Below are 19,881 nucleotides of genomic sequence, written 5' to 3' on the forward strand. Positions count from 1 at the left end.
CCCCTGAGGCAAGCGTTCCGTCCGCTGCTGCCGCGTCCGACGCCACGGCCCCTGTCGCCGCCGCTTCTGCCACCCCCGCCCAGGCAGCTCCGGCTCCCGCCGCTGCTGCTGACGCTCCCGCCGCTGCTGCTGGCGCTCCCGCCGCTGCTGCTGGCGCTCCCGCCGCTGCTGCTGGCGCTGCCGCTGGCGCTCCCGCTGCCGCTCCCGGCACTGCTGTGGCCGAGATTCATCCGCCCCTGCCGTTCCCGCGCACGGTGCGCCCGGGCCGGTACGCATTCGTGCACCCGGAGAAGGTTGAGCCGCGTCGCATCGGCGCCTTCACCCGCGCGCAGTGGGCCGGGATCGTGATCGTCGGCGGCGGTGCGCTCCTGGCTCTCGCGTACTTCGCGGTGTTCTTCGCGCGCTTCCTGGTTTCGCTGGATCCGATCGCGGACTTCCTCCGCACCTACCCGGGCGAGTACGACCTGCCCGAGGGTGCGACCCCCGGCTTCCCGGCGTGGGCGCAGTGGCAGCACTTCTTCAACATCTTCCTGATGGTGCTGATCATCCGCTCGGGTCTCGGTGTTCGTCGTGAGCGTCGACCCGACGCCTTCTGGCGGGCGCGCTGGTCGAAGGACGCCAAGCAGAAGATCAGCTTGACGCTGTGGTTCCACCAGTCGCTCGACATCCTGTGGCTGGTGAACGGTCTCGTGTTCGTGGTGCTGCTGTTCGCCTCCGGACACTGGATGCGCATCGTGCCGACCAGCTGGGAAGTCCTCCCGAACGCGCTGTCGGCCGCGATTAAGTACGTCTCGCTGGATTGGCCGACCGAACACGGCTGGGTGAACTACAACAGCCTGCAGCAGATCATGTACTTCGTCACCGTGTTCGTGGCCGCGCCGCTCGCGGCGATCACCGGAGTGCGGATGAGTGGCATCTGGCCGAAGAACGCGAAGGCGCTGAACAAGGCCTATCCCGTGGAGATCGCCCGTGCGATTCACTTCCCGGTGATGCTGTACTTCGTCATCTTCATCGTCATCCACGTGGTGCTTGTGTTCGCCACGGGTGCCCTGCGCAACCTGAACCACATGTTCGGCGGCACGGATGAGGTGAACTGGGCCGGCTTCTGGATCTTCTTCGCCGGCATGGTCGTGGTCGTCGGGGCTGTTGCCGCGTCGCGGACGATCGTGCTCGCCCCCATCGCGAAGCTGTTCGGCACCGTCACCCAGCGTTGACGTCGCCCTGGCTCCCCGGCGTCGGTGGTCTCAGAACAGGTTGATGTGTCGTGTGATGTGAGTGCTTAGTGAGACCAGCGACACGGCTGGTCTCACTAAGTGCGGCGGTGCGGTGGCAGATCCACAGAATCTGAGACCACAGCGCCGACATGGGGCCAAGGCCAGCGCGAGCCGGCACTCCGTTTCGCTTCGCGGACGATCGTGCTGGTGCCGATCGCGAGGCTGTTTGGCACCGTCACCAGCGCTGAAGTCTCAGTGCCCCGGTGGCAGTGGTCTTAGAACAGGTTGATGTGTCGTGTGATTTGAGCACTTAGTGAGACCAGCCGTGCCCGTGGTCTCACGAAGTGCGGCGGTGCGGCCGAGGATCCGCAGACCCTGAGACCACAGCGCCGACATGGGGCCAAGGGCCTGCGTGAAGGCTGGCACGTCGTTTCGCTTCGCGGACGATCGTGCTGGCGCCGATCGCGAGGCTGTTTGGCGCCGTCACCCAGCGCTGACGTCGCACTGCCTCCCCGGCGTCGGTGGTCTCAGAACAGGTTGATGTGTCGTGAGATGTGAGCTCCTTGTGAGACCAGCGACATGGCTGGTCTCACGAAGCGCGGCGGTGCGGTGGCGGATCGGCAGAATCTGAGACCATAGCGCCGGCATGATGCCAAGGCCAGCGCGAGCCGGCACTTCGTTTCGCTTCGCGGTCGATCGTTGCTGGTGCCGATCGCGAAGCTGTTTGGCACCGTCACCCAGCGCTGACACCAGCGGTGTCAGGGGTCTCAGAACAGGTTGATGTGTCGTGTGATGTGAGCACTTAGTGAGACCAGTGGTGCCGGTGGTCTCATGAAGTGCGGCGGTGCGGTGGCGGATCCGCAGAATCTGAGACCTCCGCGCCGGCATGGGGCCAAGTCCAGCGCGAGGCCGGCACTTCGTTTCGCGTCGCTCGCTCAGCAACCCCGGGGTGAGCTCAGACGCCGGAGCTGGAGCTCAGACGCCGGAGCCGGAGTTCAGACGCCGGCACCGGCACCGGCACCCACGCCGGTACCGGAGCCGGCACCGGCACCGGCGTGGGCGGCGAGGCCGGCGGCGTAGGCCTCGGCGGAGCCGAGGTGGAACATGTCGCGCTCGGCGGGGCGCACGATGCTGCGCGCGCCGGGCAGATCCAGCTCGCCGACGAGGTCTGCGCGTCCCCGCACGACGGCCACCGGGCGTCGTCCGGCTTTGCCCTTGACGAGGTCCGCGGTGGCGCAGAGTTCATCCGCCACGCACGGCATGGTGACCACCAGCGGGCGACCCTCGGCGTCGACACCGCCGCGCAGGTCTTCGAACACGCGCACTCCGCCGGCACCGATGGCGTGATCCGTCTGGCCCTCGCGCCAGGCACGGCCCAGGGTGTCTGACACGAGAACGCCCACGTAGGCACCCGTGCGCTCCCGCAGACCAGCGGCGATCGCGCGCGCCGAGCGGTCGGGATCCTCGGGAAGCAGCAGCACCGTCCCGTGCGGGGTGTTGGACGCGTCCACTCCGGCTGCGGCGGACACGATGCCCAGGCGGTTCTCCACGATGCGCGTGGTGTGTCCGGTCGGTGAGGTGCGCGAGGCGACCACGCGTACGGTCTCGGCCGTGATCGCGTCTTCGCGATCGTCGGCGGGGACGAAGCGGTTCTCGGCCTTGGAAACGATCTTCGATGTCACCACGATGATGTCGCCATCGCGGAGATCCGCACCGACCGCCGCGCGAATCACCTTGACGAGGTCCGTGCCCGCGGTGATCTCACCGATTTCGTCGGGCGCCCAGGCCTGGAGCACGTCAGCGGACGAAGCGGACCTCGGTGATCGTCTCGCCGAGGAAGGGCTCTTCCTGCGAGGCGCCATCGAGGACGAGCCCGTTGCGCTGATAGAAGCGGTGCGCGCGGGGATTGTCCTCGGCCACCCAGAGGTAGACCGCTTCGTCCTTCTCAACGACAGCGTCGAACAGCTTCTGCCCAGTGCCTGTGCCCTGGTAGGCGGCGAGGAGGTAGATGAAGATCAGCTCGCGCTCCGCGGGAGCCTCGGCGTCACGAGCGGGACCGGATCCGGCGAAGCCGACGATCTCGCTGCCATCGAGGGCGACGAAGCAGCGGAATTCGGGACCCTGGGCGGCCCAGCCGGTCCAGAGCTCAGCGAGGCGCTTGGTCGAGATGTTCTCGAGGGTGGCCGTGCTGATGAGGTGGTCGTAGGTCTCGTGCCAGCAGGTTGCGTGGACGCGGCCGAGAGTTTCGGCATCGCTTACGCGAACCGGGCGGACAACGGTGTCGGTGTGGAGCTCAGCTGCCATGGCGAGACTCTAACCCGCAACCGCGCCGGGGCGAAATCCGGCCGTCATGCGCATGCATTGTGCACGCTCGATGCTCCGCCGCCCAGCGGAGGCGGGTAGCATCGCGGATCGTGAACCTCATCTGGCGGACCCTCATCACCATGCTCCGTGCGCGCCTCTCGCTGCGCCGCGGAAACGCTCTGGGGCCGCGGGATGTGTCCACCGTCCGCGTCACGACGCTGCCGACGGATCTGGATCTGCTCCGCCACATGAACAACGGTCGCTATCTGTCGCTGATGGATCTCGGGCGCTGGGATCTGCTGGTGCGAACGGGTCTCATGGACGCGATGAAGGAGCACGGCTGGTACGCGGTGGTGTCTGCGGAGACCATCACATTCCGCAAATCCCTCACCCTCGGCCAGCGATTCGACATCGAGTCGCGCCTGCTCGGCCACGATGACCGCGCCATCTTTCTCGAGCACCGCGTGGTGGTGAAGGGGGAGATCTACGCCCGTGCGATCGTCGGTGCCCGGATGGTCCGGCGCTCCGGCGGCACCGTGTCTCACGAAGAGCTGTTCGCGGCGATCGGACGGCCCGAAGGGCTGCCGGACATCGCGGACTGGATCGAGGACTGGATGCGCGAGTCGCGCCTGCCGTCGACACGACGACCCGCTCCCAGCACGTGGTCGTGACCTCGCGCCGGTAACCTCACGGATATGAGGTCTTTCATCGCCGTGTTCGGCCGGGTGCTGTGGCAGCACTGGCCCGTGATGATGGCCTGGTACGTCGGTGGCCGCGTGGTCCACGATGCCTGGATCCAGTTTGCCGGCTGGGTGGCCGGGCATAACACGATCGCCGGGTACGCGATGATGCCCATCGCGATGATCGCCAATCTGGTCGGCTTCGTGGGCATGTTCCTGGTTGTTCGGGACGCGCTGCCGACGCTCACCGGCGTCGCTCCGCAGCCCGTGGATCCCGTCGAACGGCGTCGATCGTTCCGTGACGCGCTGTTCGCCGGCATGCTGCCCTACTTCGCGTTCTACGCAACGGCACGTTTCCTCAACGCCGACATGATCGCCTTCCTGCAGGTTGCCGAGGAGGTCAGGCGTGGGCGCATCGACATCCTGCGTGAGCAGGGCGCCGACAACATCCGGGAACTGGTGGCGGGCTCGGGAGATATCGCCTTCGTCAACCCCTTCACACTTGCTGCCGTGCTTCTCGCCTACGGGCTCCGACTGCTCTGGAAGCGCTACGCGGAGCGTGTGCCCCGCTGGCTGACACCCGTGGGGGTGTACGTCGAGGCCGTGTGGGTGATCGGTTTCGTGGTTGTCATCGGGCTGCTGATCGACGAGGTCATGGGCTGGGTGGACGGCCGGATGGCCGCCGTCTGGGCGCAGGACATCGGCGACTGGTTCGCCGCGCACCTGTCGTTTGTAGCGGTGGTGTGGGAGGGGATCGGAGCGTTCACGGGGCAGGTGGCCGATGTCGTGCTGCTGCCCATCTCCTGGCTCACGATCGCCGGTGTGATCTACGGGCAGGCGATCGAGGCCGAGGCGCCGCAGCTGCGGCTGAAGGCCATCCTGCGCGCGCGCCGGTTGGCGGAGCGCGTGAAGGAACCGGTCCGCCGTCGGATCGCAGACCTCTTCGAGCCGATCACCTCCCGCGTGACACCGATCTGGTCGGCGCTGGTGATGATGCTGCGCGCGGGCCCCGTGTTCGTCGGCGGGTTCGTGCTCGCCTACGGGCTCTGGCGGTGGGGGAGCGAGTGGCTGCAGATCGTCGTTCCCCGACTGTTCGGAGGGCACGATCAGCTGTACTGGAGCATGTTCGGCGCCGCGATTCTGTTCATCGCACCCGTCGTGTGTGAGCCGATCCGCATTGCACTGGTGAGCGCGGGCTACGACACTGCCCTCTCAGCCCTCCGCGAGCGTCGGAGCGATGGTGAAACGCGCGACGCGGGTGACGAGGGCCGTGTTGTCTTTGACGACCACGTCAAGGAAGAAGGGACCGACGGCATCCGACGGTAGGGCGAAGGCGCTGATGAGCCGATAGTCCTCACCCTCCTTCTGGTAGTCGCACGTGGGTGGACCGTCCTCGGGGGCATCCCAGTCGAGAAGCGGGGTCGCGCTCAGCCACGTGCGATGACTCCCGTCTACCTCCGTGAGCTCCAGCGTGCATTCGCGAGGGGCATTCTTGACGTTCACGGTCACCCACATCGCCTGAGACCCGGCCGGAGGCTTCGAGAACGCCACGACGTCCGTGGGGAAGAACTGACTACCCACGGGGCCGACAGAGCTCTCATCGAGCGATACCGAGTCCTTGGTGGAATCAGCGATGTGAACCTGGATGCGATCGAGCGACTGAATCGGGGGCAGCACGTCTACGACCGTGAACATCCCGGCGGCCGCGACCAGTCCCAGCAGCACCGCTCCCAGCGGGCGTCGGTTGCGCCGCCACCAGGTGCTCGTTTCTGCAGAACTCACGGTGCCCTCACCGTCGGCGCTTCGAACGACAGATCCGTCTCCAGCGGAATCGCGCCGAGGTCGACCACGAGCTGCACCTGGTCACCCGACCACACGCCGACGTCGTCTGAACTGCGGCGGCCGATCATGACCGTCGCATCTCCCAACGGCGCGTCGGGCGCTATCTGGAACAGAATCGAGCCGCTCACCACGAGCCCCGTCCGCAGCTGAAAGCCATCGATTCGCTGCTCACGGTAGATGAGGTCGGACGATGTGATGAGCGTATCGTTCAGCTGCAGCCCGACGCCTCCCACCGGATCTTCGAGGTCGCTGTCGCGGGAGATCACGGCGAGGTCTACCACCACCCAGCGGCCGCTGATCGGGCTCCCACCCGGGGGCTGGAGCCCGTCGGTCATGCGAACGCCGGTCACCGTCACGGTCATGCCACTCGCTTCGACGCTCTCGCCGATCGTGGCCGGCACGGGAACCGGGGCGGCAGTGTGCTCGCGATGATCGGGGGTGACCGAGATCACCAGCCACGCTGCCACGGCAAGCCCCACACCCAGCGTCCAGCGCCCGGCGAGGTTCACGGTGTCGCCGCCAGGTGCAGGGGTGCCGACAGTCGGGCTGCCTCCGAAGTCCGCACGGAGACCTTCTCCGCGCGACTTTCCGTGACTTCTGCCCCCGGCCGCAGGACTCGGTTCCACACCACGATCTCCGCGGTGCCGGTGGTGAAGACCTCATGGAAGGCGTAGTCGACCTCGACGCGGTAGGTAATGCCGGGCTGGAGAACGGTAGCGGAGGTGACCGCGCCGTCGAACAGCACGGTGCCAAGAGTGCCACTGGCGGAGAAGAGCGGGTTCTCCGGGTCGCGATCGGCGTCCTTGATCGGCGCGGTTGCGCTTGCTCCCGGCCGGATCAGCACATCGACGGCTGTCTCGAGGTCGGCGGCGGCGCGGAAGCGCGAGGTGAAGATCGCAGAAACGACCGGAGGTTGGTTGGTGATCGTCGGGCGCTGGGGAAGCGTCCCCGTGACGACCGTGTCGAAGGTCAACCGTACGTATGTCGCGTCAGGAGACAGGGCGTTCGGGGGCAGGATCTCCGCGTCGATCGGCGTCAGCGTGAGTCCGGGGGTCTCGATGACGTCGCCGAGGGTCACCACCGGTGTGGGGTCGGGAGCATCGGCCAACCCGCCGAACGCGGCGGTGGCCAACAGCACCACCGCGGCCCCAACGGTGGTGAGCCACTTCGTGGGCACCTTCTCCGCGGTGGTTCGCACCCACGCAGGTCCGCGCGCGCTTCGCCGGGTGGCGCGCGTGGAAGCGGGTGGGACGGTCACGATAACAGCCTAGAGCGCGCGCTCCGCATAGCCGCGGAGGGGAGCGGGACGTGCTGTCCGCGGAAACAGCACCAGCACGAGCCCGATGCCGAGCGCCGAACTTCGCGAGGGCGCCGCGGCACGGAGGGCGCAGTTACGCGAGTCGGCGTCGGGCTCACTCGAGCAGTGAATCGCCGCGATCGGCCAGCCGGCGCAGCTCGCCGCGGGTGACGTTCAACTTGCGCATCGCACGGTACAGGTGCGACTCCACCGTGCGGACCGACACGAACAGTCGGCGAGCGATCTCGCGGTTGCGCAGCCCCTCGGCGGCGAGCCGAGCGATCTCGCGCTCGCGGAGGGTCAGCGGCTCGGATGCGTCCTCCTGCACGCGCAGTGACGTGCGGGTCGCGCGCTGCACGGCACGCAGCTCCCGCTCGCGCACCGCGTCGCCCGCGACGAGAGGTGCCAGCGTATCCAGCATCCGCTGTGCCAGCTCGGGAGCGCCCTGGCCGAGGAAAGCCTGTGCGGCGGCGGCCAGCGTGGTGGGGTCGGCAGCGGCGAGCCCGGCGACTCCGAGCTGCAGGGCACGGGGTCCGCTTCCCTCGGGCACGTCGTGGGTTGCCGCGACGCGCACCCGCTCGCCGTCGGCGGTGCCATCCAGACACGCGAGGAACGTGGCCGCCAGCTCACCCAGCGCGGTGTCGGCGATCCCGCGCTTTCCCATCGTCAGACGCAGCTCGGCGACGCCCTCCGGCAGCGCGCGCGACAGCATCCACATCAGCGCGACCCCCGAGCGCACGAAACGTCCGCTGGCGATGCCGAGCGGGGGGAGATCGCCGTCCTCGATCTCCGCCAGCACCCAGGCGGTCAGGTCCGTGTGCCGCTCCTGACGGAGGTGTCGCAGTAGCCCCGCCATCTCCGCTTCATCGCGTCGCGTGATCGCGCTGACGAACTCGGCGACGGTGGTGCGCACGACTGCGGCGGTGTCGGTGAGTTGCAGGGCGCGATGCGCGAGCATCTCGATCACGACATCGACTTCAGCGGGCGGCCGGATGCCCACGGACGCGCAGGCGAGAGTCCCCGTCAGCAGGGCGTCCAGGGCCTGCCGGCGGGCGAGGTCACCGCCGAGGCCCGGCAGCGTCATCGCGGCCTGTGTGGCTGCGGCAAGACGCCGACATCGCGATTCGACCCGCGCCGGCTCGAGACGGGACGCCGCCACGGCCACGAGAACGAGGTGAGCGCGGACGGTTGCGATATGCCCGGCGTGCTCGTCGCCGAGCACCTCCTCGGCGCAGGTGGCGGCGTCATCGAGGCGGCCATCGTCCAGCAACGCGGCGGCGTGAACCGTGCGGGCGAGCGCTCGGGCGAATCCGCGTTCCGGGTCCGTCAACGATTCGGCGACACGCAGGCAGATGTCTTCGGCGCCCGGGACGAATCCGGTGAGGGGGAGCTGCAGGCACTGCAGCCAGGCCCAGTTCCAGCTTCCGGTGAAACCGTCGGCCTGGTCGGGATCGTCGGTGAAGTGGGTGGCGTACGAGGCCAGCGCGTCGGGGACGCCCTGCGCGACGATGAGGGCGGTGGCATCCGGTGTGTCACCGAGCAGCGTCAGCAGCCGACGCCCGAGCGCAGCCGCCTCATCGATGTCGCCACGACGACGCGCCAGCCACATGGCCACGCGCAGTACCGCACGATGGGCGTTCTCGGGTACTGCGGCGCGCAGCACGGCGTCGGCGGAAAGCGCGTTGGCGGCGAGATCGAGTTCGGTCTCCAGACACTTCGCGGAGATGCGCACGGAGGTGCAGATGTCGGCGATCACGCTGCGGGTCAGGGGCTGGACGTCGGTGCCGCCCTGCAGCTGCAGCGCCGCGCGCAGCGGCGGGGGAACGCACAGCAGTCCGTTGTGCTCGGCGATCACGCTCGTCTCCAGCAGCAGCCCGAGTTCCGTGGCATTGAACGTGCGGGCCAGCCGATCCATATCGACTCCCACCAGGGGCACGAGCTGAGCGGCGAGACGCTGCAGGGCAGCGGGGAGCGTCGCGATGATGTCCGCGGCGGCGATGACCGTGCGACGAGAGAACCGGCCCAGCACGCCCTCGGTCAGCGGCGCCTCCTCGAGATCGTGGGCGAGGGCTGTGGCGAGCGAGGGGAAGCCCCCGCTGGTGACCCAGATCCAGTCACGCTCGGCCGCACTCAACGTTCGGGTGAGAGTGCCGCCGATGCGCAGTTCATCGAGGAGAACCACGTTCTGATCGCGGGTCAGCGGCGCCAGAGTGATGATCACGGCATCGCGCGCGATGTCCGCAGTCTCCCGGCCCTGTTGAGGCGAGAACGGGCGCGGAGGACGGCGGGTGACCAGCAGGCGAGCGCCCCGTGCGCGCGCGGCCCGCACGGCCTCCACCTCGGTCGTCGACAGCTGGTCGAGATCGTCGATGATGATCGTTCGGGGGAGGTCCGGGGAGGCTGAGGCCGTTGCCGCGGTCGCGACGAACCAGCCGAGCGCGCGGGCGCGCTCGGCTGCGGCGCGTCGTATCGCGTGAGCACCCATCCCGGTCTCACCCTCACAGACCGCGTCCCGACCGCCGGCCAGCAGAGCGAGCGCAGCGTCCAGTTCGGTGCGGCGACCGCACGTGGGCGTTGTCGTCGTCGGTGGCGGGAACGGGTGGCGCTGTTGCGCCGGGCTCGGAGAACGGCGAGGGCCAGGGACAGCAGAAGAATGATCGTGAACGAGCATCATCGGTCGATTCTCGGGGGGCGTCGACAGGGGACGAAGGGGAGGACCGGACCGGGCTTCGGGGGGCCTGTTCGCGGCTCGAGCGGGGACTCGACGAGAAAACCTGCTGCAGTCGTGCTGCAGTCCATCTGAGCAGGACAGTAGTGACTGCCGCTCACTTACGCTATGGACCCCGAGGAAATCGGACGATATCGGGTGTTTCCGAACACCCTTCTGCGTAGTTCTTGTCGATCCTCTCCGTAGTTTTCGGCCACGATCGTCAACGGGCACTCGGCGGACGCGAAGAATCGACACGCCCGCGGCTCCCGGGTGCTGATTCTGCCGCTCGTAGGCTGGGCTCATGGCCGAGAACGTCGTCCCCGACAGCGATCGTGAGCACGCGCACGACCACCGTGACGTGGACGACGTCCGTGCGGTCGAGGTGGAGGGCAGCGGTGCTGCCGCCGACACCGAGGTCACGGTGGACGGGAATGTTAACGACGCGGTGGACGACTATGCTCACGACGCGGTGGACGACTATGCTCACGACGCGGTGGACGACGATGCTCACTACGGTGTCATCGCAGTGGACGACGGGGTGAACGGCGACGTTCATGACACGGCGAACGACGATGCTCACGACCGCGTAGATGCCGACGGTGCCGTGGCCGCGACCGAGACCGACACCGCTGCGCTGGATGCCCTCGTCGCCCCCGCCAACGCGCACGCGACCGTCGTAGACGAGGCGATCCACACAGCCACCGCGTGGCTCACCACCGCGGCTGCGTCCGATGAGCCACGCATCGCCGAGGTGCTCGCCGATGCCGACGGCGTGGCCTTCGCACGCGCGTTCGTGGACGGTGTCCTGCGCCCGGAGAGCCTGTCCGCCGCAGCAGGTAATCTGCACCGCCTGGGCGCCGACATCCCTGCCGCACTGCCGTGGCACCTGCGCGGCGCCGTGCGTCTGGGCGCGGCCGTCGCCCCCGTGCTGCCCGCGCCGGTCGTTCCGCTGTCGCGTCGGTTGCTACGCGAACGCATCGCGCCCCTGAGCATCGATGCTCGTCGGATCGGCACCTCGATCGCCGCGCTGCGGGAGAGGTATGGCATGCAGCGCCCGGTGGAGCTTCGGGTGCCGAGCGTCCCGATCACCGGGATGGATCGTCTCGCCGCTCGGCTGGAGCAGGTCATCGAACTGGTCCAACGCGACGATGTGGCGGCGGTCGCGGTGCCCCTCGCGCTGGTCCGCGGCCCCGAGCTGCCCTGGGCCTTCGACGACCAGGTCGACGCGACGACCGCTCGGCTGCGACCGCTGATCGAATCCGCGCGGGCGAGCGATACCGCCCTCACTCTCGTGGTCGAACTCGCCTCTGAGCTGGATCTCGCCGTCGCCGTTCTGATCCAGGCGCTGGAGGAACCTGCCCAGGCCCATGCGCTCCTCGGCATCGCGTTCTCGGCCGCGCTGCCGGATGCTCTGCCCACCCTGCAGCAGCTGGCGGCGTGGTCCCGAAGCCGGGGCATCGACGATGCGCCGCCGCTGGCGGTGCGCATCGACACCGGTATCGATCCCCGGGAACGTGCGGAGGCCGCGATCGGCGGGTGGCCGCTGGCGGTCTACGACACGACCGACGACGTTCGGGCGAACGCGATCGGACTGATTCACGAGGCGCTTGCTCCGGATGCCGAGGCCGGCCTGAGCTTGGCACTCAACACGTTCGATCCGTACCTTCTCGCCTATGCGCGCGTGCTCGCGGCGCGAGCCGAGCGCACCGTCGGACTGCACGTCCACCCCGGTGTGCTGCCGGCTCAGGAGCGCGCGATCCTCGCCGATGTCCCCGGTGTGGTGCTGGGCGTTCCCGTTCTTCTTCCGGATTCGGGGGTCGATGTCGCGGTGATGCTCTCGACGCTGCTGGATGAGCGCGAAGATGACGCAGCGCTGAGTGCCGCCGTCGCGCTGGCGGACGACCTCGATGCACGCGAGCGCGCGGCTGACGCTCTGCGCACTGCCGTGGAACGCTCCCATGTCGGTGCGATCGCGACCGGACCGCGTCGAGTGCAGGATCGTGCTCGCCCGGAGGCATCCGCCGACACTCGCCTGCTGCGTGCCCCGGCGCCGGACGAGGCATCGGGACTGACACAGGAGGTGATCGGCATCGCCCGTGCATCGGCCGCCACCGACACCAGCCCGATCGCCCCCGCCGAAGGACTGCTGTTCGGGGGTGCGCCCTTCGTGGAGACGGCCGTGTTCTCGGCACGGGAGAACCCGGGCGGTGCCCTCGGCGCCCCCGGCTTCCGCAATGCTCCCGCGAGCGATCCCAGCACCGCCGCGAATCGGGAATGGGCTCGCGGGGTGATCGCGCAGATGGTCGATGCCGGCGCGCCCGCGGAGGATGAGACCGAATCCGGTGAGCTCGACGCCACGGTCCGCACCGTGAGTGACTCCGCCGCCGAGTGGGGTGCGCTTCCGGCGACGGAGCGCTCGGCGGTGCTCCGCCGCTTCGCCGTGCTGTTCGATGCGCAGCGAGGCGAGTTCATCGCTCGCGCCGGCACCGCACTGTTCGTGGAGGCTGACGCCGACGCCACCGACGTGATCGACGCTGCCGCACACGCCGCTTCGCTGGCGCGAGAACTCGACGCGGTCAGCGGTGCGGTGTTCGTGCCGGCACACGTCACCGTCGTGTCGGTACACGCCGCATCGAATGCGGCCCACGCCGCCGCCGAGGTCTTCGCAGCGCTCGCGGCCGGATCCGGCGTCATCGTGCTCGCGTCCCGCATCGCGCGCGAGCAGCTGCTGATGATCCAGCAGGTTCTGCACGAGGCCGATCTGCCGGACGGGCTGCTCGCCGTGGTGGACGGGACCGATCAGGATGCGCTCGCGGCCGATGGCGTCGACCGGCTCATTCGCGTCGGAGCTCGGGACGCCATCCACGCCGTCGGAACCGCCGTGGCGGATCGTGAACCCGGAGTGAACGCGGTCATCGTGGCGCCGTCTGCGGATCTGGATCGCGCGGCCGCGGACATCGTCCTGGGCGCATTCTCCCGCGCAGGACAAGGGCCGGATGCCACCGCGGCGGTCATCCTCGTCGGCTCGGTGGGACGATCCCGACGCTTCATCGACGCTCTCGTGGACGGGGCTCGCTCGCTGATCGTCGGACACCCCGAGGATCCGCGCGCCGTCGTGGGACCGCTGGCAGCGGTCGCGGACGGGGACGAGCTCGCCGCTCTCACGCAGCCTGCCGAGGGGGAAGCCTGGTGGCTGGAGCCGCGGCGTATCGATGATCGGCTGTGGACGCCGGGCATCCTCGGCGGCGTGCGCGCGGGATCGCTGCTGCACACGCGCGCGGTGGCTGCTCCCGTGCTCGCCGTGTCGACAGCGACCACCCTCGCCGAGGCGATCGAACTGCAGAACGCCATGCCCACCGCCCGCGTCGCGGGACTGCACACGCAGGACCCTGCGGACCTCGCCCACTGGCTGGACACCGCCCGGTCGGCGGCGCTCGTGGTCAACCGACCCACCACGGGGGCTCGCGTGCAGCGCCGCCCCGTGCATTCGTGGAGCGAGGCCGGCGCGATTGCGGCGAGCGGGGGACCCCACCACCTCATCGGATTCGGCACCTGGCGCGCGACGGGTGGCGGAGGGTCATCCTCGACGCTGCACCTGCGTGGTCTCGACGCTCGCGTGGTGGCGATCATCGAAGCAGCCCAGCCCGACCTCGACTACGCCTCCTTCGACGCGGTGCGTCGCGGAGCGCTCTCCGACGCGGTCGCGTGGGATCGCGAGTTCGCGCGTGTGAAGGACGCATCGGGCCTGCGCTTCGAGCGTCACCTGCTGCGCTACCGTCGCACCGACGTCGCCGTTCGCGCGACAGCCGATGCTGCTGTCGGAGACATCGTCCGCAGCTTGGTGGCGGCGGTGCGCACGGGGAGCGAGGTGACCCTCTCGCGTCCGGTCGGATTGCCCGCGGGCGTGCGCCGCGCACTGGCGGAGCAGGGCATTCCGGTGTTCGTCGAGGACGACGCGCAGTGGCTCGAGCGGGTCAGTCACACCGGTGTGCGTCGCGTTCGCGTGATCGGTCCGGACGCCGAGGGGATCATCGCGCTGCTGCGTGAAGCTCCTCTCCAGCCGCCCGTCACGGTGTTCGCCGACGAGGTCACCACGGCGGGTCGGCTCGAGCTGCTGCCGTACCTGCGCGAGCAGGCGATCTCCATCACCGCCCACCGCGGCGGCCGCCTGGACGACTTCTCTGCGGCCGTCATCTAGCCGAATCCGGGTGAGCGGCATGCGTAATCTTGCTGCTTCCGCGACGGCGGTCGGTTTGGGATACTGGAGGTGGCGTGCTCGGATCGTCGGCTTCACACAGCTCCGCCGAGCCCCTGGACAGCGTCCGCCGCACTCTCATGAGGAGACATATGTCGACGCAGGAAACCGCCCCGTCCACCACCGTTGCACTCGCTCCCGAGCGGGTTGCGCAACACCGTCGCTATCTGATGTGCCGGCCCGATCACTTCACGGTGGACTACACGATCAACCCGTGGATGGACCCGGCCAAGCCCACCGACACGGCCAAGGCCGTGGCCCAGTGGCAGAAGCTCTACGACCTGTACCTGCAGCTCGGTCACGAGGTCGAGCTGATCGAGCCGCTGGCCGGCTACCCGGACATGGTCTACACCGCCAACGGCGGCTTCCTGATTGACGGCATCGCGTATGGACCGAAGTTCCGGTTCGTCGAGCGCCAGGGTGAGGGTCCCGCCTTCATCGACTGGTTCCGTGCTCAGGGCTACGACACTCGCGAGCCGCGCGAGACCAACGAGGGTGAGGGCGACTTCCTGCTCGCGGGTGACGTGATCCTCGCGGGTGTCGGATTCCGCTCCAGCGACGCCAGCCAGGACGAGCTGCGCGAGATCTTCGGTCGCGAGGTCGTCTCGCTCACGCTGATCGACCCGCGCTTCTACCACCTGGACACCGCGCTCGCGATTCTCGACCCGGTCGTCGAGCCCGGCGCCGAGGTCGGCGTGGCTTACCTTCCGCACGCCTTCGACGAGCGCAGCCAGGCGATCCTCGCCGAGCGCTTCCCGAACGCCATCCTGGTCTCCGACGAAGACGGCGCCGTGTTCGGTCTGAACTCCGCCAGCGATGGGCGCAACGTCATGATCTCTCCGCGCGCCACCGGCTTCGAGAAGCAGCTGCGCGAGCGCGGCTACGTTCCGCACCTGGTCGACCTGTCCGAGCTGCTGCTCGGCGGTGGCGGCATCAAGTGCTGCACGCTGGAGCTGCGCGGAGCCCAAGCATGACCGACACCGCCGTCACCCCCGAGGCCGTCTTCCCCGGTGAGGACCACCTCGCGCACAACTATCACCCGCTTCCCGTCTCCGTCTCGCACGGCGAGGGTGCCTGGGTGACCGATGTCGAGGGCAAGCGATACCTCGACCTGCTCTCGGCATATTCGGCACTGAACTTCGGGCACGGCCATCCGGCCATCCTCGCGGCGGCTCACCGGCAGCTCGACCGCCTCACGCTCACCAGCCGTGCCTTCCATAACGACCAGCTCGGCCCGTTCGCCGAGGCGCTGGCTGAGCTCTGTGGCAAGGAGCTGGTGCTGCCGATGAACACCGGTGCCGAGGCGGTTGAAACCGGCATCAAGGTGGCACGCGCCTGGGGCTACCGCGTGAAGGGCGTAGCGGAGGGGCGGGCGAAGATCATCGTCGCCGACGGCAACTTCCACGGCCGCACCACCACGATCGTGAGCTTCAGCGACGACCCCACCGCGCGCGAGGGCTTCGGTCCCTTCACGCCGGGGTTCGTGCGCGTGCCGTTCGGGGACGCCGAGGCGATCCGCGCGGCGATTGACGACGACACCGTCGCTGTGCTGGTCGAGCCGATCCAGGGCGAAGCCGGAGTGATCATTCCGCCCGACGGCTACCTGCGTGCGATCCGTGAGATCACGACCGAGCGCAACGTGCTGTTCATCGCCGACGAGATCCAGTCGGGCCTCGCGCGCGTGGGGACCACCTTCGCGTGCGATCGTGAGGGCGTGGTTCCCGACATGTATCTGCTGGGCAAGGCGCTCGGCGGCGGCGTGCTTCCGGTGTCCGCGGTTGCGGCCAACGCCGACGTCCTCGGGGTGATCCACCCGGGGGAGCACGGCTCGACCTTCGGCGGCAACCCGCTCGCGGCGGCCGTCGGACTGCAGGTGGTCTCGATGCTCGCCACGGGCGAGTTCCAGGAGCGCGCTCGCGCGCTGGGGGAGCACCTGTCCGAGAAGCTGCACGCTCTCATCGGCCACGGCGTCACCGCCGTGCGCGTGGCGGGGCTGTGGGCCGGGGTCGACATCGATCCCGAGCGGGGCACCGGGCGCGAGATCGCCGAGAAGCTGCTCGAGCGCGGGGTCCTGGTGAAGGACACCCACGGTCAGACGGTGCGGATCGCGCCGCCGATCGTGGTGCGCGCCACCGAGCTGGACTGGGCGGTGGAGCAGCTGCACCTCGTGCTCGGCGACTGAGGCTGTTGTGATCCGCGGCTCCGGCGTTCCGGGGCCGCGGATCGTGCGTTCCGGGTGACCCTGAGTTTTCCCCTGATTGTGGTGCCGCGGTCGTGCCGCGAGACGAGTGCTCCTCTGCCGACGCTTAGGGTGGAACGGTGAGGAGGGGCTGATGGGCGCACGACTGGCTCATGCCGCCCATGCGCGTCCGCCGCGGCAGATCTGGCGCGTGCTGCGCATCCTCCTCGGGTCCGTGTTGACGGCCACCCTGCTGCTGGGGATCGGCGCCGGTGTGGGCTGGTGGTCACGGCTTCCCGAACTCGCCGTGACGCGCGCTGCGCCGCTGCCCCCGCGTGCCGTCGGCACACCGTCGGCGAAGCCCATCGCGGCCATCTGCACCCCGCGGGAGAAGCCACTGATCCTGCTCACGGGAAGCTCCACCGTGGACGAGTGGAAGAGCTCCGACACGGATCTGAAGCCGCTGCGCACGGAGAACATCGGCATGGGCGCCACCACGATGAAGGACCAGCTGCAGTACATGCGTCGGATCATCCCGACCGTCGAGCCGCAGGTCATCGTGCTGTACTCCGGGGCGAATGACGTGGCGATCGGGAGCAAGCCCGCCGATGTGGTCGCCGATGTCCGTGCGTTCGTCGATGAAGCGACCCAGCAGCTGCCCGGCGTGGTGGTCTACTTCGTGTCGATCAACGACGTGCCCGCTCGGGCTCGCAACGGGAAGGAGGTCGACGCCGTCAGCGCGTCGATCGCGGCCCTTGCAACACCGAACGGCTCGCTGCGGTTCATCGACACTGACACGCCGCTGCTCGGCGGCGGCAGCGCGCCGAACGCGGCGCTCTTCCGCCCGGACGGCATGCACCTGAACGATGACGGATACAAGATCTTCTCCAAGATCATCCGCGAGCGACTCCTCGCCGATGGCTGGGACGAGATTCCCTGCGTCTGATCCCCCTCTGACCCTGAGCGAAGCGCTCAGCAACCGCGGGCGTGGGCTCAGGCCACCGGCGTGTACCGCCGCGGGGGGTGCGTGCGGGCGACGAGGTCGCGGAGCGTCTGCAGATCACCGCTGATCGCCCCGAGCGCGCGTCCCTGGATGAGGATGTTGCCCAGCGCCGTCGCCTCCACGGGCCCGGCTAGCACCGGCAGGCCGGAGCGATCGGCGGTGCGCTGGCAGAGCAGCTCGTTGAGCGCTCCGCCGCCGACCAGGTGGATCGTCTGCAGGTCCACGTCGCCCAGCCGGGCCGCGGTTCGCGCCGTCTCGGCGAATGCCTGCGCGAGGGATTCGATGATGCTCCGCGTGATCGCCGCACGGCCGATGGGCGCCGCGATGTCGTGCTCGGCGAACCAGTCCGCGATCCGGGCCGGCATATCGCCCGGAGGCAGGAAACGGGGGTCGTCGACATCGAAGATCGGGACACTGTCAGTGACGGCGGCGGCCTCGGCGAGAAGCGCGGGCAGCTCGATCGGCGTGCCCTCGCGCTCCCACCCCCGCACCGTCTCGCTCAGCACCCACAAGCCCATGACGTTGTGCAGCAGGCGAATGCGCCCGTCGACACCGCCTTCGTTCGTGAAGTGCGCTTCCCGGGCCTCCGCGGTGAGAACGGGGGAGGGGACCTCCACGCCCACGAGACCCCAGGTGCCGCACGAGATGTACGCGGCGGTGGACGGATCCATGGGGACGGCTACCACCGCCGAGGCGGTGTCGTGGGAGCCGACCGCAGTGACGTGCACGGGTGCCGTCGCGCCGAGAGCCACAGCCACGCTCTCACGCAGCGCGCCGATGGTCTCGCTCGGCGAGATGAGTGGGGCGAGCAGCGAGCGGTCGATGCCGAGGGCGGTGATCAGCTCGTCGTCCCACTCTCCGGTCGTGGCGTTCAGCAGCCCGGTGGTCGACGCGTTGGTGCGCTCGGCGACGCGCTCGCCGGTGAGCTGGAAGGCCAGCAGATCCGGGATGAGGAGAAGGTCGTCGGCGATCTCCAGAACGGCGGGGTCCTCCGCGGCGAGCTGATAGAGCGTGGTGAACGGGAGGAACTGCAGGCCGTTGCGTGAAAAGAGCTCGTCGTAGGGAGCCTGCTCGTGGACGCGGTCGACGCCCGCAGCCGTGCGTTCGTCGCGGTAGTGGAACGGCTCGCCGAGCATGCGCTTGTCGCGCAGAAGGGCGTAGTCCACCGCCCAGGAGTCGATTCCGATGGAGGTGATCTCGGGAGCTTCGCGCAACGCCGCTCTGAGGCCGTCCAGCACGTGCGCGTGCAGCGCGGTGAGGTCCCAGTGCAGGCCCGATGCCAGCGGAACGGGGCCGTTGGGGAAGCGCGCCACCGCTGTCATCTCCAGGGTGTCTGCACCCACCCGGCCCACGATCACGCGGCCGCTGGTGGCGCCCAGGTCGACGGCCGCGACGGCGACGGCGCGGGAGGATTCGGCAGCGTTCATGGTCCCTCGGAGATCTCGGAAGACAGCGTATTGAAACGATACATTACGGGTGATCTCGGGGTGGGTCCAGCGGTCGGATGTGAGATTTTGTGAGATTCGCGGCGACGTATGGCTAGACTCCCTCTCGTGGGATCACTTGCCGCCGAAGAACGCTGGGGCTGGTTGCTGTCGCAGCTGAAGGAGTCCAAGGCGGTCTCCCTCGGTGAGGCGGCGGATGCGCTCGGCGTCAGCGAGATGACCGTCCGCCGCGATTTCTCGGCGATGGAAGCCGAAGGGATCGCCCGTCGCGTGCGTGGCGGAGCGGTCTACACCGGACCGGTCAGCTTCAGCGGCCGGGAGCGATCCTTCGCTGCAGAGAAGGCGGTGATCGCCGAGAAGCTGCTGCCGCGCGTCCCAAGATCGGGCGTGATCGCGATGGACTCGTCCACCACTATGCACCGGCTAGCTCAGGCAATCGGCGCCATGGATGATCTCACCGTCGTCACCAACGGACTCACCACGTTCCAGGCACTCCAGGACAAGCCCGGTGTCACCGCGATCCTCACCGGCGGAGCGAAGGACCGACGCTCGGACTCCCTCATCGGGCCGGTGGCAACAGCGTTTCTGGAGAGCATGCGCTTCGCCTGCTTCTTCGCCTCTGCGGCCGCGATCGATGCGGGCGGCTGCTATGAGGACACGCTGGAAGAAGCCGAGATCAAGCGGGCCTTCGTGCGCTCCTCTGCCCGGGTCCTGATCGGCGCCCACGCCGCCAAGCTGGATGATCACGCCACCGCCGCCGCGGTGCAGCTGGAGAACATCTCGGTGCTCGCGACGGAGCTGCCCCCCACCGACCCGACCATCCTTCCCTACGCCAGACTCGTCACCGCCGTTCTCTGACGCGGCCCCGCGCCCGCGGTGTCGGGCCGCGTCAGAGAACGGCGGTGACGAGTCTGGCGTAGGGAAGGATGGTCGGGTCGGTGGGGGGCAGCTC

At 68.9% G+C, this 19,881-nt stretch carries 15 protein-coding genes; 8 read left to right on the forward strand and 7 right to left on the reverse strand.

Features of this window, described 5'->3' with window-relative positions; genetic code table 11:
* Window positions 1–1,214: cytochrome b/b6 domain-containing protein (locus tag ACI3KU_RS18170; RefSeq protein ID WP_404923743.1), on the forward strand; the 1,214-nt coding region annotated here is incomplete at its 5' end.
* Window positions 1,215–2,209: 995 nt separating this feature from the next.
* Here the strand turns inward: ACI3KU_RS18170 and cofE are convergent.
* Both cofE and ACI3KU_RS18180 read right to left on the reverse strand, forming a co-directional pair.
* Window positions 2,210–3,010: a coenzyme F420-0:L-glutamate ligase gene (gene cofE / locus ACI3KU_RS18175; protein ID WP_404923744.1), complete on the reverse strand. Its 801-nt coding sequence runs from the start codon at window positions 3,008–3,010 to the stop codon at window positions 2,210–2,212.
* A 1-nt stretch (window position 3,011) separates the two neighbouring features.
* A complete protein-coding gene (locus tag ACI3KU_RS18180; protein ID WP_404923745.1) occupies window positions 3,012–3,518 on the reverse strand; it encodes a GNAT family N-acetyltransferase in 507 nt (168 codons plus the stop codon).
* Window positions 3,519–3,628: 110 nt separating this feature from the next.
* Here ACI3KU_RS18180 and ACI3KU_RS18185 point away from each other — a divergent pair, with 110 nt between their 5' ends.
* Complete coding sequence (locus ACI3KU_RS18185; protein WP_404923746.1) at window positions 3,629–4,189, forward strand: acyl-CoA thioesterase; 561 nt, start codon at window positions 3,629–3,631, stop codon at window positions 4,187–4,189.
* Between the two features lie 24 nt (window positions 4,190–4,213).
* Window positions 4,214–5,524 (forward strand): hypothetical protein, encoded by a 1,311-nt coding sequence (locus ACI3KU_RS18190; RefSeq protein ID WP_404923747.1) that lies wholly within the window; start codon window positions 4,214–4,216, stop codon window positions 5,522–5,524.
* Here the strand turns inward: ACI3KU_RS18190 and ACI3KU_RS18195 are convergent.
* The 4 genes from ACI3KU_RS18195 to ACI3KU_RS18210 all read right to left on the reverse strand — a co-directional run bounded on the left by ACI3KU_RS18195 (window position 5,411) and on the right by ACI3KU_RS18210 (window position 10,011).
* Window positions 5,411–5,980 carry a hypothetical protein gene (locus ACI3KU_RS18195; protein ID WP_404923748.1) on the reverse strand — a complete coding sequence of 190 codons (570 nt, stop codon included), beginning with the start codon at window positions 5,978–5,980 and terminating at the stop codon, window positions 5,411–5,413. The two genes, ACI3KU_RS18190 and ACI3KU_RS18195, sit on opposite strands and share 114 nt — an antisense overlap.
* Window positions 5,977–6,549, reverse strand: coding sequence for a hypothetical protein (locus tag ACI3KU_RS18200; protein WP_404923749.1), 573 nt, complete (start codon window positions 6,547–6,549; stop codon window positions 5,977–5,979). The genes ACI3KU_RS18195 and ACI3KU_RS18200 overlap by 4 nt, the downstream gene beginning before the upstream one ends.
* Entirely contained in the window at window positions 6,546–7,298 is a 753-nt protein-coding gene (locus ACI3KU_RS18205; protein ID WP_404923750.1) for a hypothetical protein, read from the reverse strand. The genes ACI3KU_RS18200 and ACI3KU_RS18205 overlap by 4 nt, the downstream gene beginning before the upstream one ends.
* A gap of 154 nt (window positions 7,299–7,452) precedes the next feature.
* Window positions 7,453–10,011 (reverse strand): LuxR C-terminal-related transcriptional regulator, encoded by a 2,559-nt coding sequence (locus tag ACI3KU_RS18210; RefSeq protein WP_404923751.1) that lies wholly within the window; start codon window positions 10,009–10,011, stop codon window positions 7,453–7,455.
* Window positions 10,012–10,348: 337 nt separating this feature from the next.
* Here ACI3KU_RS18210 and ACI3KU_RS18215 point away from each other — a divergent pair, with 337 nt between their 5' ends.
* The 4 genes from ACI3KU_RS18215 (at window position 10,349) to ACI3KU_RS18230 (ending at window position 17,427) form a co-directional block, all read left to right on the forward strand.
* A complete protein-coding gene (locus ACI3KU_RS18215) occupies window positions 10,349–14,245 on the forward strand; it encodes a proline dehydrogenase family protein (RefSeq protein WP_404923752.1) in 3,897 nt (1,298 codons plus the stop codon).
* Window positions 14,246–14,394: 149 nt separating this feature from the next.
* On the forward strand, window positions 14,395–15,276 hold the full coding sequence (gene ddaH / locus ACI3KU_RS18220) for a dimethylargininase (protein ID WP_404923753.1): 882 nt from the start codon (window positions 14,395–14,397) through the stop codon (window positions 15,274–15,276).
* Window positions 15,273–16,484 (forward strand): ornithine--oxo-acid transaminase, encoded by a 1,212-nt coding sequence (rocD, locus tag ACI3KU_RS18225; protein ID WP_404923754.1) that lies wholly within the window; start codon window positions 15,273–15,275, stop codon window positions 16,482–16,484. The genes ddaH and rocD overlap by 4 nt, the downstream gene beginning before the upstream one ends.
* Before the next feature lie 151 nt (window positions 16,485–16,635).
* A complete protein-coding gene (locus tag ACI3KU_RS18230; RefSeq protein WP_404923755.1) occupies window positions 16,636–17,427 on the forward strand; it encodes a GDSL-type esterase/lipase family protein in 792 nt (263 codons plus the stop codon).
* 47 nt (window positions 17,428–17,474) lie between these two features.
* Here ACI3KU_RS18230 and ACI3KU_RS18235 read toward each other — a convergent pair whose 3' ends face one another.
* On the reverse strand, window positions 17,475–18,911 hold the full coding sequence (locus tag ACI3KU_RS18235; RefSeq protein WP_404923756.1) for a rhamnulokinase family protein: 1,437 nt from the start codon (window positions 18,909–18,911) through the stop codon (window positions 17,475–17,477).
* A 126-nt stretch (window positions 18,912–19,037) separates the two neighbouring features.
* Here ACI3KU_RS18235 and ACI3KU_RS18240 point away from each other — a divergent pair, with 126 nt between their 5' ends.
* Window positions 19,038–19,787, forward strand: coding sequence for a DeoR/GlpR family DNA-binding transcription regulator (locus ACI3KU_RS18240; protein WP_404923757.1), 750 nt, complete (start codon window positions 19,038–19,040; stop codon window positions 19,785–19,787).
* The last annotated feature ends 94 nt before the right edge of the window (window positions 19,788–19,881 follow it).

This window comes from Microbacterium sp. ZW T5_56 (assembly GCF_044987425.1).
Lineage (GTDB): Bacteria > Actinomycetota > Actinomycetes > Actinomycetales > Microbacteriaceae > Microbacterium.

Coding starts and splice junctions, on each gene's coding strand:
- ACI3KU_RS18180 (WP_404923745.1), bottom strand. CDS start 3,518: ATGGCAGCTGAGCTCCACACCGACACCGTTGTCCGCCCGGTTCGCGTA.
- ACI3KU_RS18190 (WP_404923747.1), top strand. CDS start 4,214: ATGAGGTCTTTCATCGCCGTGTTCGGCCGGGTGCTGTGGCAGCACTGG.
- ACI3KU_RS18210 (WP_404923751.1), bottom strand. CDS start 10,011: ATGATGCTCGTTCACGATCATTCTTCTGCTGTCCCTGGCCCTCGCCGT.
- ACI3KU_RS18215 (WP_404923752.1), top strand. CDS start 10,349: ATGGCCGAGAACGTCGTCCCCGACAGCGATCGTGAGCACGCGCACGAC.
- ddaH (WP_404923753.1), top strand. CDS start 14,395: ATGTCGACGCAGGAAACCGCCCCGTCCACCACCGTTGCACTCGCTCCC.
- rocD (WP_404923754.1), top strand. CDS start 15,273: ATGACCGACACCGCCGTCACCCCCGAGGCCGTCTTCCCCGGTGAGGAC.
- ACI3KU_RS18230 (WP_404923755.1), top strand. CDS start 16,636: ATGGGCGCACGACTGGCTCATGCCGCCCATGCGCGTCCGCCGCGGCAG.
- ACI3KU_RS18235 (WP_404923756.1), bottom strand. CDS start 18,911: ATGAACGCTGCCGAATCCTCCCGCGCCGTCGCCGTCGCGGCCGTCGAC.